This window comes from Nonomuraea bangladeshensis, from assembly GCF_039529455.1.
GTDB classification, from domain to species: domain Bacteria; phylum Actinomycetota; class Actinomycetes; order Streptosporangiales; family Streptosporangiaceae; genus Nonomuraea; species Nonomuraea bangladeshensis.
This window is the reverse complement of the sequence record NZ_BAAAMV010000004.1, coordinates 482,562-494,905: the sequence shown is the minus strand read 5'-3', so window position 1 is coordinate 494,905 and position 12,344 is coordinate 482,562. Positions and strand designations below refer to the sequence as shown.

The 12,344-nt window shown below is 71.7% G+C and carries 9 protein-coding genes; 1 reads left to right on the top strand and 8 read right to left on the bottom strand.

Annotated features, from left to right (window positions below; genetic code table 11):
• The first annotated feature begins 4 nt into the window (after positions 1-4).
• Positions 5-724 (top strand): FadR/GntR family transcriptional regulator, encoded by a 720-nt coding sequence (locus ABD292_RS14130; protein WP_344207630.1) that lies wholly within the window; start codon positions 5-7, stop codon positions 722-724.
• Here ABD292_RS14130 and ABD292_RS14125 read toward each other — a convergent pair.
• The 8 genes from ABD292_RS14125 to ABD292_RS14090 all read right to left on the bottom strand — a co-directional run bounded on the left by ABD292_RS14125 (position 721) and on the right by ABD292_RS14090 (position 12,306).
• A complete protein-coding gene (locus ABD292_RS14125) occupies positions 721-1,779 on the bottom strand; it encodes a LacI family DNA-binding transcriptional regulator (RefSeq protein ID WP_344207629.1) in 1,059 nt (352 codons plus the stop codon). The two genes, ABD292_RS14130 and ABD292_RS14125, sit on opposite strands and share 4 nt — an antisense overlap.
• Before the next feature lie 5 nt (positions 1,780-1,784).
• On the bottom strand, positions 1,785-5,747 hold the full coding sequence (locus ABD292_RS14120) for a cadherin-like beta sandwich domain-containing protein (RefSeq protein ID WP_344207628.1): 3,963 nt from the start codon (positions 5,745-5,747) through the stop codon (positions 1,785-1,787).
• Positions 5,748-5,826: 79 nt separating this feature from the next.
• On the bottom strand, positions 5,827-6,729 hold the full coding sequence (locus ABD292_RS14115; RefSeq protein ID WP_344207627.1) for a DUF6807 domain-containing protein: 903 nt from the start codon (positions 6,727-6,729) through the stop codon (positions 5,827-5,829).
• Entirely contained in the window at positions 6,726-7,820 is a 1,095-nt protein-coding gene (locus ABD292_RS14110; protein WP_344207626.1) for a Gfo/Idh/MocA family protein, read from the bottom strand. The genes ABD292_RS14115 and ABD292_RS14110 overlap by 4 nt, the downstream gene beginning before the upstream one ends.
• 24 nt (positions 7,821-7,844) lie before the next feature.
• Positions 7,845-9,131 (bottom strand): ABC transporter substrate-binding protein, encoded by a 1,287-nt coding sequence (locus ABD292_RS14105; protein ID WP_344207625.1) that lies wholly within the window; start codon positions 9,129-9,131, stop codon positions 7,845-7,847.
• A 23-nt stretch (positions 9,132-9,154) separates the two neighbouring features.
• Positions 9,155-9,982: a carbohydrate ABC transporter permease gene (locus ABD292_RS14100; RefSeq protein ID WP_344207624.1), complete on the bottom strand. Its 828-nt coding sequence runs from the start codon at positions 9,980-9,982 to the stop codon at positions 9,155-9,157.
• A complete protein-coding gene (locus tag ABD292_RS14095; RefSeq protein ID WP_344207949.1) occupies positions 9,975-10,877 on the bottom strand; it encodes a carbohydrate ABC transporter permease in 903 nt (300 codons plus the stop codon). Before ABD292_RS14095 ends, ABD292_RS14100 begins: the two co-directional genes overlap by 8 nt.
• 418 nt (positions 10,878-11,295) lie before the next feature.
• On the bottom strand, positions 11,296-12,306 hold the full coding sequence (locus ABD292_RS14090) for a LacI family DNA-binding transcriptional regulator (RefSeq protein ID WP_344207623.1): 1,011 nt from the start codon (positions 12,304-12,306) through the stop codon (positions 11,296-11,298).
• Positions 12,307-12,344 lie beyond the last annotated feature (38 nt).

The following is a 12,344-nucleotide window of genomic DNA, read 5'->3' as shown; positions in this document are numbered from 1 at the left end:
CGCCATGACGGAGATCGGGAGAGCCGGTGCGCACGACCGGGTGGTCAGCAGTCTGGGGGCGGCCATCGTCAACGGCGACATCGGCCCTGACGCCGACCTCGACGTGCCGGCGCTGCAGGACCGCTTCGCGGTGAGCAGGACCGCCGTGCGCGAGGCGCTGCGGGTGCTGGCCGCCAAGGGCCTGGTGGGGGCCAGGCCCCGGCGGGGCACCTTCGTCGCGCCGCGGCAGCAGTGGGCGCTGCTCGACGCCGACGTGCTGCGCTGGCGTTTCGCGGACCGGGTGGACGAACGCTTTCTCGACGAGCTGGGCGAGGTGCGGCTGACCGTCGAGCCGGCCGTGGCGCGCATGGCGGCGCTGCGCCGCACCGATCGCGACCTGGCCGATCTGGAGGACGCGCTGGCCGGCATGCGGGCGGCCGTGGGCCGGCCGGTCGGCGAGCACGTGGAGGCCGACCTGGCCTTCCACCACGCGCTGCTCCGGGCGTCGCACAACGAGCTGATGGCGCAGATGACCACCGCCATCGAGGCCGGGCTGCGGCTGCGCGACCAGTTCGTGCACACGGCGCTCACCGGAGAGTCCGCCGACAAGCACGCCGAGGTGCTGCTCGCCGTACGCAGGCAGCGGCCCAGGGCGGCCGAGTCCGCGATGCGAGCGCTCGTCGAACGCTCGATCGCGGACGTCGAGCTGGCCAGGCAGGTGCACGGCGAGCAGTCCGGGCGCTAGCCGGGGCGGCGAGGTGGCGTGCTCTCCCGGAGGACGACCTCGGCGGGCAGCCGCACGCCCGCTTCCCCGGACCCGTCGCCCGACCCGTCGCCCGACAGGGCCAGGCGCATCGCGCTCAGTCCCGCCTCCCGTAACGGGACCGCCACCGAGGTGAGCGCCGGCCGCACGTCCACGGCCGAGTCGATGTCGTCGAAGCCCGCCACCCCGAGGTCCCTCCCGGGCAGCACCCCGGCGTCGCGGAGGGCCGTCATCGCGCCGATCGCCATCACGTCGTTGACCGCGAACACCGCCTCGACGTCCTCGAACCCCCGCTCCACCAGCCGCCGGGCCGCTTCGTAGCCGCCCGTGCGGGTGAAGCCGGTCTCGACGGCGAGCGGCTCCGGCGCCCCCGCCGCGGCCAGCTCCGCCAGGAAGCCCTCGTGCCGTTCCCGCGAGGTGCGGATCTCCGGCGCCGCGTGGAACACCGCGAACCGCCGGTATCCCACGCCGAGCAGCGCGCGGGCCAGCGCGGCGGCCCCGCCCCTGTTGTCCACGGTCACCGTGGCGAACGGCAGGTCCCGCTGGCTGATCAGCACCACCCTGCCGCCGGCCGTGCGGTATTCGCCCAGTTCCTCGACGAGCGTCTCCCGCAGCCCGGTGCCCTCGATGCGGCTGCCGGTCACGATGATCACCCTGGGCCGCTGCCCCCGGAGCGTCCTGACGATCTCCAGCTCCCGCTCCGGCGAGCCGTCGGCCACCGCCATGGTGACGATCAGCCCGGCCGCCTCCGCCGCCTGGACGACCCCGGCGGCGATGGCGGAGAAGTAGGGGTCGGCCACGTCGCGCACCACCAGCGCGACGGTCCTGGTCGAGCCCTTGGCGATGGCCTGCGCCGACAGGTGCGGCTCGTAGTTGAGCTTGGCCGCCGCCGCCCGGACGCGGGAGACGTTCTCCGACCTGACGTTGCGCGAGCTGCCGTTGAGCGCGCGCGAGGCGGTGGCGACCGAAACTCCCGCCTCTCTGGCGACGTCGTGCAGAGTCGGGGGGGACAAGGGGGCTGCGGACCCGTCAGTCATGGCGGTCATTTTGTCATCACCGTCAACGGCCGGCTCCTGGTCACGCCGGCCGCGTTCGCCAGCTCGGCGACGTAGGTGTGCTCGCCCGCCTGGCGGCCTTCGAGCACGGTCGCGGCGGTCTGGGCGGCCGGGGTCGCGGCGGTGAGCCGCTGGGTGTCGACCAGGACGCCGTCCTCGTAGAGCCGGTACGTGGTGGCGTTGGTGCCCCACCACATGTTCATCCGGATCGTGTAGTCGCCGTCGCGGTCCCAGTTGTCGCTGCTGAGCACCGGCGTGCCCGGGTTCGCCTCGGTCACCTTCACCGTGACGGAGGTGGTGGCGGTGCGGCCGGCCTGGTTGATCAGCTCGCCGGTGTAGACGTAGGTGCCGTTCACCCGGCCGCCGACGGGGACCGTGGCCTGCTGGGCGGCGGGGGTGCGCGGGGTCAGGTCCCGCCTGGCGATCTCCTTGCCGTTCTCGTACAGGACGAAGACGCTGGCGTTGACGCCGTACCAGAGGTTCATGGTCACGTCGTAGGCGCCGCGCCGCAGGTCGGCGCCGGTGGCCGAGAGCGTGCCGCGGGCCGGGGGCTTGACGGCGCCGTCCTGGGGCGGCTCGGGCTCCGGGCGGGTGACCTTGACGACGTAGGTGGCGTCCGCGGTGCCGTCCTCGGAGACCACCTTGACGGTGACCTCGGTCTCGCCGACCGGGAGCGGGATCGCCGGTGAGGCGGTGCCGCTCGCGACGGGCCCGCCCTGGACGGTGACGGCCGCCTTCGGGTTGAGCGCGGTGGGCGTGAAGGTGATCCGGTCGTGCGGGACGGTCAGCGTGTACGCGCGGACGTCGGGGTCGAAGGCGGGGTCGAGCGTGCCCGCGCCGGGGACGAGGGCGGACAGGGTGGTGTCCTGGGCGAGCGGACCACGCTTGATCCGCAGGGTGTGGGAGCCCTCGGTGCCGTCCTCGGCGGTGACCACGACGCTCACCTCGGCGCCCGTGTCGCCGAGCGTGATCTCGCGGGTGGCCCGGGCCCCGTCCGCGCGCTCGCCGTCGATGGCCACCGACCTGGCGAACGGGCTGCGCGCCACGGCGGTCACCGTCACCTTCGACACGCGGGCCGGCACCTCCAGCACCCCGTCGGCGGGCGTGCCCTGGTCGGTGTTCAGGCTGAGCAGGCCGGCGTCGTCGCGGGCGAGGCCGACGCCCTGCGCGACGCGGATGTCGTCGAGGTCGATGCTGCCGTAGTTGGTGCTGGTGGCGCTGTACTCGAGCTTCGCGACGGCGTCCGCGGCGGTTCTGAAGGCGGCGCCTTCGAGCACCTTGCGGCCGTCGATCAGCAGGTCGAAGCGCTGGTTGACGGTGTCCATGACGGCGGCGACGTGATACCAGCGGCCCGGCTCGTACGCGCCCACGGTCTTCGTGGTCGCGCCGGTGTAGGCGACGATCGTGTCCTTGGTGAAGGCGAGGCTGACCGCGTTCTGGCCGCGCGCGTCCTTGATGTAGGGGACCGACCACCAGTGGTTGCCGGAGGAGTAGGGACGCTCGCTCCTGACGTTCGTCTCGACGGTCACGATGCCCTTGAGCGCGACGTCGCGGGTGAGGCTGGTGACGCCGCTGTTGGTGGTGCGGGTGAGCCGGACGCTCCGGTCGCCCGCCACCTCGACGATCCCGGCGCTGCCGCCCGCGGCGCTGACCGTCAGGCCGTCGCCGCTGGTGAGCGGGCCGGTGGGGAGCCGGTCGAAGTCATGGACGGCCACGTAGGTGGGTGCGGGGCGGACGAGGAGCAGCGAGCCGGCGGCGGCCGTGGCGGCCGCCTCGACCTTCGGGGCCGGCGTGGTCCTCGTCACGAAGCCGTCGGCGGTGGCGCGCAGCGTGTAGCCCTCGCCGATCGGCACGTTCGCGGCGGTGAAGGCGCCGTCGGGGCCGCTGGTGGCGGTGGCGAGCGTCTGGTCGCCGTCGCGTACGGTGACGGCGGCGCCGGGCAGCGGCTCGGCGGCCTGGTCCAGCACGCGGCCGGTGATCGTGCCGACCGTGCTGGTCGAGGCCATGGTGAGGGCGACGACGCTCACGTTGCCCCGCCGTACGTTCACCGTGGCCGTGGCGGTGGCGTAGCCGTTCCTGGTCGCCGTGACCTCGACGCCGTCGGCGAAGGGCACGTTCCCGATCGCGAACCGGCCGTCGGCGCCCGTGACGGACGTGGCCCCGGCGGCGGTCACGGTCGCGCCCGTGACGGGGGCGCCCGCGGGGGTGCGGACGGTGCCGGTGACGGCCTCGCCGGCGGCGCCGTCGGGGGTGGTGTACTCGAAGGCGCCGATGTCGGGGGCGCCGTTGTAGAGGGTCGCCCCGGCGTAGTCACGGCCGCCGTTCCCGGCGATCTCCGTGCTCGCGTCGATCGCGTACGAGCCGGAGGCGACGCGCAGGCCGTACGCGGTCTCCAGGGCGGGACCGGTCTCCGGGGTGCCGTAGGGGCCGTCGAGCGGGGCCTTGACGAAGCGCGGGTCGGCCGTGACCACGGCGTTCCGGTCGCCGGGCGGCACCGTGAGCGCCGCGCCGCCGTAGAGGTTGTGGCTGTAGGAGATGGTCGGGCTGGTCGTCAGCACCGCGCCCGCCCTGGTCGAGTGGAGCAGGTTGCCGGTGATGTCGTAGCGGGCCTCCAGGTAGCTGCCGTACCCGTAGATGAGGTAGCCCGACCGGTCGTTGTAGATCGTGTTGTTGTAGATCTTCGCGGTGGCGGCCCGGTCGGAGTGCAGGTAGATCTGGTAGCGGGTGTTGCCCGCGATGACGTTGTTCCTGACCACGGCGTCGCCGAAGCCGAACTGGCACAGCAGCACGCCGTCGCCGTTGCCGTGCAGGTAGTTGTACTGGACGACCTGCCGGGTGGTGCCCTTGTCCGGGTCGATGCCGTTGGAGTCGGCGCCGCCCGCCTTCTGCTGGGTCTCGTACACCTCGTTGAACTGGAACGTCACGTCGTCGGCGTAGTACGTCTCCATGCCGGAGGTGCCGGTGCGGTAGACGACGTTGCGCTCGACGAGGGCGCCGCGGATGTTGGTCAGGTACATGCCGTTGCACCCGTACGCGGTGCCGGCCTGGGTGATGTGGTTGTTCCTGATGACGATGTTCGTGTGCGGGGTGAACTTCGGGTCGTCCCGGTTCTCGCGGGTGCCCCAGCCGGTGGGCTCGGCGACGATCTCGCCGGCGTCGTTGCGGCCGTCGCCGGTGTACTGCTTGAACACGATGCCGGCGAACGACGTGTCGGCGATCGTGGAGTTCTGGATCAGCACGTCGTTGAGCACGGTCGCGCGGTCCGGCGGGGCGCCGATGTCGGGCACCGTCGTGTCGAAGACGATGCCGCCGGTCTTCTTCGAGCCGTCCCAGCCGGTCTGGAAGCGGATGCCGGGCGCGTTGTTCGCCACGCTGCCGCCGATCCAGTTGACCTGGCCGGTGACGTCGTGCACGGCTACGCCGTCGATGACGAAGCCGTCGAGAGTTTGGCCGTTGTCGCCGGAGACGTGGATGCCGCGCAGGTCGCGCAGGTTCGCGCCGGGCGTGCCGGTGGCCGGGACCTCGTTGCTGACCTCCAGGTTGCGGATGGTCCAGAACTCCTGGTTGAACAGCCGTACGGCGTCGCCGACATGGCCCGCGGCGTCGATGCGCGGCTTGGCGCCCTCGCCGTAGCGGTCGATGGTGATCGGGGCTCCGCTCGCGCCGGAGCCCTTGGGCCAGAGCTGCTGGCCGGTCCACCGCTGCCCGGCGCGCAGCAGGATGCGGTCGCCGGGCTGGAAGGTGGTGGCGTTGACCTTGGCGAGCGACTTCCAGGCGTGCGTCTCGTCGAGCCCGGAGGCGGTGTCGTCGCCGCCGGTCGCGTCGACGTAGTAGGTGGTGCCGGCCGCGGCGGCGTGGGTCGTGGCCGCCGCCGCGGTGGGGGGCGCCAGGGCGGTGGCCGTCAGGGCCGCCGCCAGCAGGCGCAGCAGGATCGATCGGGCAGGGGGCATGGCCGTGCTCCTCATCAGGGGGTGGGCGCGGGCGCGCCGGCGGGAGGTCAGCTCGGTTCGGTGGCGCCTTCCGGCGGGGTCAGCGCAGCGCCTTGCGGCCCTGCTCGGCCAGCAACGCGCTGCCCTCCTCGCCCCGGTCGCCGTCGGCGATCACGACCGCGTACCGGAAGGAGACGCTCTCGCCGTCCGGCAGCGCCAGCTCCTCGCTGAAGAACGGGGCCGGATTGAGGCAGGCGAAGTCCTCGGTGCGGGCGAACCACCGCGGCGGATGACGCGGGTTGGCCTGGTCGTCCACGATGACGATCGTCGAGTGGTCGCCGCTCTCGTCGTGCCGGCCGCGGAAGCCGAACCACTCGGCTCGCGTGCCCCGCAGCTCGTCGCCGCCCGCCCCGTCCGGCGACTGGACGACGCCGTCGGTGAACGAGCGGGGGCCGCGCCAGAACAGGCCGCCGTAGCCGGCGTTCTCGCGGCCCTTGGTGGTCGGCGAGCCGAAGTCGAGCGTGGCGCCCGACACGTTGGTCATGGTCGTCTCGAAGACCAGCGCCCAGGTGAACGCGTCCACGACCGTGGCGCTCAGCGCACGCCGCTCCTCGATGACGGGCGCGCCCTCCTGGGAGGTCCAGCCGAGGGTGTGCCCGATGACGAACCGGTCGCCGTCGGCCTCCAGCGTGGTCATCTCGCGGTGGGTGGCGCTGCCGTTGTTGGCGAGCTGGACGTACTCGCCCTCGACGTACGTCGGCCCGCCCCAGAAGTTGTGCTCGCCCACGTGCGGCAGCGACCAGGCGATGCCCTTGTGCCAGACGTGGTCGTGCGGCCGGAACAGCGACACGAGCGCGCCGCCGAGGGTGCGGATCGGGTGCACGTACGGCTTGGGCGACTCCAGCACCGGCGTGTCCGGGCGGTAGACGTAGGTGAACAGCTCCACGTCTCCCGCGCTGACGGCGACGGACCGCCCGATCGTGTGGACGGCGTGCAGGGTCATGCGTTCCTCCAGGGGGCGCCCGTGCCGTCCATGCGCCGGGCGAACGGGCTGTCGGCGGTGATCTGGCCGCTGCGGACGCGCTCGCCGGTGAAGGCGGAGGCGTACAGGGCGGCGATGAACTCCATCGTCCGGCGGGTGTCGGCGGTGCCGACGGGCGGCGGCCGGTCCTGGTCGAGCGCGTCGAGGACGGCGGCCAGCCAGCCCGCGTGCCCGCTGGCCTCCTCCGAGCGGTCCTTGTCCCACAGGGCCTGGACGTCCTCGTGGCCCGGCGCGGGGGTGACGGTCCAGTCGTCGTCGGTGTAGCCGTACAGGTGCTCGACCTCGACCGTGGCGTGCTCGTAGTCGAAGCGCAGCCCGGAGGTCTGCCGGGGGGAGACGACCGAGTTCACGACCGTGGCGAGCGCACCGTTCTCGAACGTCACCAGCGCCATCGACACGTCCTCGGTGTCCACCGCGCGGGCCTGCCTGGCGGCCATCGCCGTGATCTCGCGCCACGGGCCGAGCACCGACAGCAGCAGGTCGAACTGGTGGATGCCGTGGCCCATCGTCGGGCCGCCGCCCTCGGACTCCCACGTGCCGCGCCACGGCACCGCGTAGTAGGCCTCGTCGCGGTACCACTGCGTGACGCAGGTGGCCAGCAGCGGGCGGCCGAGGTCGCCCGCGTCCGCCAGGCGGCGCAGCCGTACGGCTCCCGGGCCGAAACGGTGCTGCAGCACGGTCGCGACGCGCGCCCCGGTCTGCCGCTCGGCCTCGGCGAGCGCGTCGAACTCGGCGAGCGACAGCGTCGGCGGCTTCTCGATCAGCGCCGTCACCCCGGCCTCCAGGCACGCGTGGGCGAGCGGCGCGTGCGTCTGCGGCGGCGTGCACAGGTGCGCGAGGTCGAGCTCCTCCGCGCGCAGCAGCTCCTCCGCGCTTCCGTAGGCGCGGGCGGCTCCGCCGTACGTGGCGGCGAACTCGCCCGCGCGCCCGGCGTCCACGTCGGCCACGGCCACGAGGCTGACGCGGCCCTTCGTCTCCTGGATCGCCTGGGCGTGGGCGTGGGCGATCGCTCCGGTGCCGATGATCGCGGCCCGGTAGTTGCGTTCAGACATGTGTTCCTTCGCTGGTGGAGGAGGTCAGGCGCCGTCGATCTCGGCCTGGAGCTCGGCGATGAACGCCTTGGCCGCCTGTTCCGGCGTCTCCCGGTCGAACAGGACCTCCTCGGTGTGCCGCTTGATGATCGCCTCGATGGAGCTGGCGCCGTTCGGGGTCACGCGGGGGGCCGTGCCGACCTTGACGGTGTCGAGGTACTCGGCCGCCGCCTTGTCCGTCTCGTTGAGCTTCGGGGCGATGGCGGCGCGGATCTTCGTGTTGGCCGGGACGCCCCGGTCGGTCAGCAGGATGTCGGCCGCCTCCTGGCTGTTGGCCAGGAAGTCCACGAACAGCGCCGCCTCCGCCGGATGCTTGCTGCGCGAGGAGACCGACCAGAACATCGACGGCTTGAAGTACGCGCCCGGGGCGGACGCCTGCGACTCGCCGGGCAGCCTGAGCAGCTTCAGCTGCTGGCCGCTGGCCGCCGTGAGCGAGGTGAGCTGGGTGTTCCACCAGGTGGCGAAGGCCGAGGCGTTGGTGGCGGTGCCCGACTGGTCGAGCGACCCGCCGGCCCGCTCGATCGTCACCGACGGCGACGGGGCCGCGCCGCCCTTGCTCAGGTCCTTGATGAAGCTCCAGTAGCCGGCCAGCACGTTCTCCGGAACGGCGACCTTGCCCGCCTGGTCGAACAGCGCCGCCCCCTGCTGGCGGACCCAGATGTTCATGCTGCCCGCGTCGAAGCCGAAGGACTGCATGCCGGTGACCTTGCCGCCGCCGGCCTTGGACAGCTCTTCGGCGGTCTTCTTCAGGTCGTCCCAGGTCCAGGTGGTGTCGTCGGGCAGCTTCACCTTGAGCTGGTCGAGCAGGGTGGTGTTGGCGACGATCGCGTACGTGCTCAGGCCGACGGGCAGCCCGTACTGCTTGCCCTCCACCACGCCCGTGTCCAGGGCGCTCTTGTCGAAGTCGGCGGTCTTGAGGTGCTGGGAGGCGGTGCCGAGGTCGAGCAGCGCGCCGCGCTCGGCGTACGAGGCGAGGTAGAGCTCGTCCATCTGGATGACGTCAGGGGCGTCGTTCGCGGCGACGGTCGTCGCGAGGCTCTCCCAGTAGCCGTTCCAGTCCTTGAACTCGCCCTTGACCGTGATGTTCGGGTGCTTCTTCTGGAACGCGTCGATGACCTGCTGGGTGCGCTTGTGCCGTTCGTCGGCGCCCCACCAGGTGAAGCGGAGGGTCACCGGGTCCTTGGACAGCTCCTGGCTCGCGTTGCCGCCGCCGCCGCTGCCGCAGGCGCTGAGCAGGAGTGCCGCCGCGGCGGCAAGGGCGATTCTCTTCATGGTGGTTCCTGTTCGGTGGGGGGTCACTTGCCGCCGGTGGTGGCGATGCCCCGGATGAGGTACCGCTGGCCGACGAGGAAGGCGAGGAAGACCGGGGCCAGGGACACCACGCTCATCGCGAACATGGATCCCCACGAGGTGGACACGGTGGCGTCCACGAACGAGCGCAGCGCGACCGGGACCGTGTACATCTCCGGGTCGGTCAGGTAGATGAGCTGGCTGAAGAAGTCGTTCCAGGTCCAGATGAAGGTGAAGATCACCGTGGTGGCCAGCGCCGGCAGCATCAGGGGCAGGATGATCCGGACGAAGATCCGGGCGTGGCCGCAGCCGTCGATCCTGGCCGCCTCGTCCAGCTCGCGCGGCAGGCCGCGGATGAACTGCACCATGAGGAAGACGAAGAACGCGTCCGTGGCCAGGAACTTCGGGACCACCAGGGGCAGGAACGTGTTCACCCAGTCGAGCTGGGAGAACAGGATGTACTGCGGCACGATGATCACGTGGATCGGCAGCATGATCGTGCCGAGCATGACGGCGAACCACAGGCGCTTGCCGGTGAAGTCCAGCCGGGCGAACGCGTACGCGGCCATCGAGCAGGACACCAGGTTGCCGACGATGCAGGCCAGCACGAGGATGGCCGAGTTGAGCAGGTAGTGGCCGAAGGGGGAGGCCAGGGCGTTCCAGCCCTCGCCGTAGTTCTGGACCTGCAGGCTGTCGAGGATCAGGCCGGGGCGGCGGAAGATCTCGCTGTTGGGCCGCAGGGAGCTGACCACCATCCACAGCACCGGGTAGAGCATGACCAGGGCCAGGAGGATGAGGGCGGCGTGCTTGGCCGCCTTGCGAAGGTCAGTCATCGTAAACGACCCAGAATCGGGCGGCCCAGAAGTTGACCGCGGTGAACCCGGCGATGATCAGCAGGAGCAGCCAGGCGAGCGCCGAGGCGTAGCCCATGTCGAAGTTGCCGAACCCGCGCTGGTACAGGTAGAGCGTGTAGAACAAGGTCGAGTCCGACGGCCCGCCGCTGCCGCCCGAGACCACGAACGCCTGGGTGAACGACTGGAAGGCGTGGATGATCTGCAGCACCAGGTTGAAGAAGACGATCGGTGACAGCAGCGGGATCGTGATCCTCCTGAACTGCGTCCACTTTCCGGCGCCGTCGGTGGCGGCGGCCTCGTAGTACATGGCCGGGATCTGCCGCAGACCGGCCAGGAAGATCACCATCGGGGCGCCGAACGTCCACACGTTCAGGACGATCAGCGTCGACAGGGCCGTGTCGGGGTCGGAGATCCAGCCCCGCCCCTCGATGCCGACCACCGCGAGCACCTGGTTGACCAGGCCCTCGGCGCCGAAGATCTGCTTCCACAGCACCGCGATGGCCACGCTGGAGCCGAGCAGGGACGGCAGGTAGAACGCCGAGCGGTAGAAGGCCAGGCCGCGCAGCCCCCGGTCGAGCAGCAGCGCCAGGCCGAGGGCGCAGGCGAGCTGGAGCGGGACGGAGACGATGACGTAGACCAGCGTCACACCGAGCGCGTGGTGCAGCCGGGTGTCGCTCAGCATGCGGGTGAAGTTGTCCAGGCCGGTGAACTCCGGCGGCTGGATCAGGTTGTAGTCGGTGAAACCGAGCGCGAACGAGGCCGCGATCGGGCCCGCCGTGATGAGCAGCAGACCGGCGAACCAGGGGGCCAGGAACACGAAGGCGGCCTTGTTCTCCTTCTTGCCGCCGAGAGTTCCGCCGCTGCCCTTGCGCATCCGCCGCAACTCGCCGAGAGCGCTCAAGCGGGCCTCCTCGACGCGATCATCCGTGACCTCCTGTCACCAAGGACGGGATCGGGACCGCCTTGGGAAAACGTATTCCGCAGTTTGCACGGACGTAACGTGAGCGTCAAGAGTGTTGCTGGAGCAATCAGCGAACTGTGTGGTCCGAGCGGCGGGGATCTGACCAGCACGGACGTGGTCGAGGCGGGGGACAGGGGCTCGCGGGCCTGGCCGGGGCGCGTTTCCAGGGCTGCGGGGCGCTTTCCGGTGGCGGTTACCGAGAGTCAAGGGCGCGAGAGGCGGAGCGCGGACGTGGGGTCGCGGGGGAGTGGCGGAGGTCCGCAGCGGGTGGTCAGGCGGGGGTGGCTGGTGCCGCGGCGCTCAGGCGGGGATGGCTGGTGGCGCGGCGAGATCAGGCGGGGGTCGTCGGTGCCGTGGCGGGGCGGGTGCTGTCGCGGACGATCAGGCGGCCTTCGACGCTCATCCGGCGGCCCGTGCCGCCCTCGCCCAGCACGACGCGGATCGCCTCCGCCCCGACCTCCGCCAGCGGCAGCGCCACCGTCGTCAGCCGCGGCGTCACGTCATAGGCGAGCGGTATGTCGTCGACCCCCGTCACGGAAACGTCGCCCGGCACCACCACGCCGGCGGCGTGAAATGCCCTGAGCGCGCCGATGGCGACGATGTCGTTGACGGCGAGAACCGCCCCCACGCCAGCCATTCCCGAATCGGCCAGCCGGCGCGCGGCATCGACGCCGCCACGGCGGCTGACCTCGCACGGAACGAGCCGGATATCGCGTTCTTCGACGCCTCCGGCGCGCAGTCCCGCCATGAATCCGGCGGTGCGGTCGGCCAGGTTGCGCAGATTCCTGACACCGGCGAAAATCGCCACCCGGCGGTGCCCGATTTCGGCGACAAAGGCGCCCATGATCTGCCCGACCCGGAAATTGTCGAAGCCGATCGAGTCGAATTCCATGTCCGTCTCGCCGACGATGACGACCCGCCCGCCCTCCCGCTCGTACGCCCGCAACTCCCTCGACAGCCGGACCTCGGCCTCGGCCGCCAGGAAGCGGTTGGAGGTGACCACGAGCGCGCGCGGGCGCAACGAGCGCAGCACGCGGACCGTCTCGGCCTGCCGCTCCGCGACGCCCATCGTGGCCGACACGGTGACGAACGCCCCTGCCGAGCGCGCCTCACGCTCCATGGCGGAGACCACCATGCCCATGGACGGCGTCGTGAGGTCGTCGGCCACGAGCGCGATCGAATCGCTGGCCCGGCGCATCGCCCGGGCGGAGGCGTCCACCGTGTACCGCAGGGCCGCCGCGGCGGCCAGGACGCGGGCCTCGTAGTCGGGGGCGACCTTCCGCGCGCTGCCGCTCAGGACCCGCGACGCCGTGGAGATCGACACCCCGGCTGCCGCGGCCACGTCGTGCAGCGTGACCGTGGGCCTCGCCGCATGCGGCA

Coding starts and splice junctions, on each gene's coding strand:
- ABD292_RS14130 (WP_344207630.1), top strand. CDS start 5: ATGACGGAGATCGGGAGAGCCGGTGCGCACGACCGGGTGGTCAGCAGT.
- ABD292_RS14125 (WP_344207629.1), bottom strand. CDS start 1,779: ATGACTGACGGGTCCGCAGCCCCCTTGTCCCCCCCGACTCTGCACGAC.
- ABD292_RS14120 (WP_344207628.1), bottom strand. CDS start 5,747: ATGCCCCCTGCCCGATCGATCCTGCTGCGCCTGCTGGCGGCGGCCCTG.
- ABD292_RS14115 (WP_344207627.1), bottom strand. CDS start 6,729: ATGACCCTGCACGCCGTCCACACGATCGGGCGGTCCGTCGCCGTCAGC.
- ABD292_RS14110 (WP_344207626.1), bottom strand. CDS start 7,820: ATGTCTGAACGCAACTACCGGGCCGCGATCATCGGCACCGGAGCGATC.
- ABD292_RS14105 (WP_344207625.1), bottom strand. CDS start 9,131: ATGAAGAGAATCGCCCTTGCCGCCGCGGCGGCACTCCTGCTCAGCGCC.
- ABD292_RS14100 (WP_344207624.1), bottom strand. CDS start 9,982: ATGACTGACCTTCGCAAGGCGGCCAAGCACGCCGCCCTCATCCTCCTG.
- ABD292_RS14095 (WP_344207949.1), bottom strand. CDS start 10,877: ATGCGCAAGGGCAGCGGCGGAACTCTCGGCGGCAAGAAGGAGAACAAG.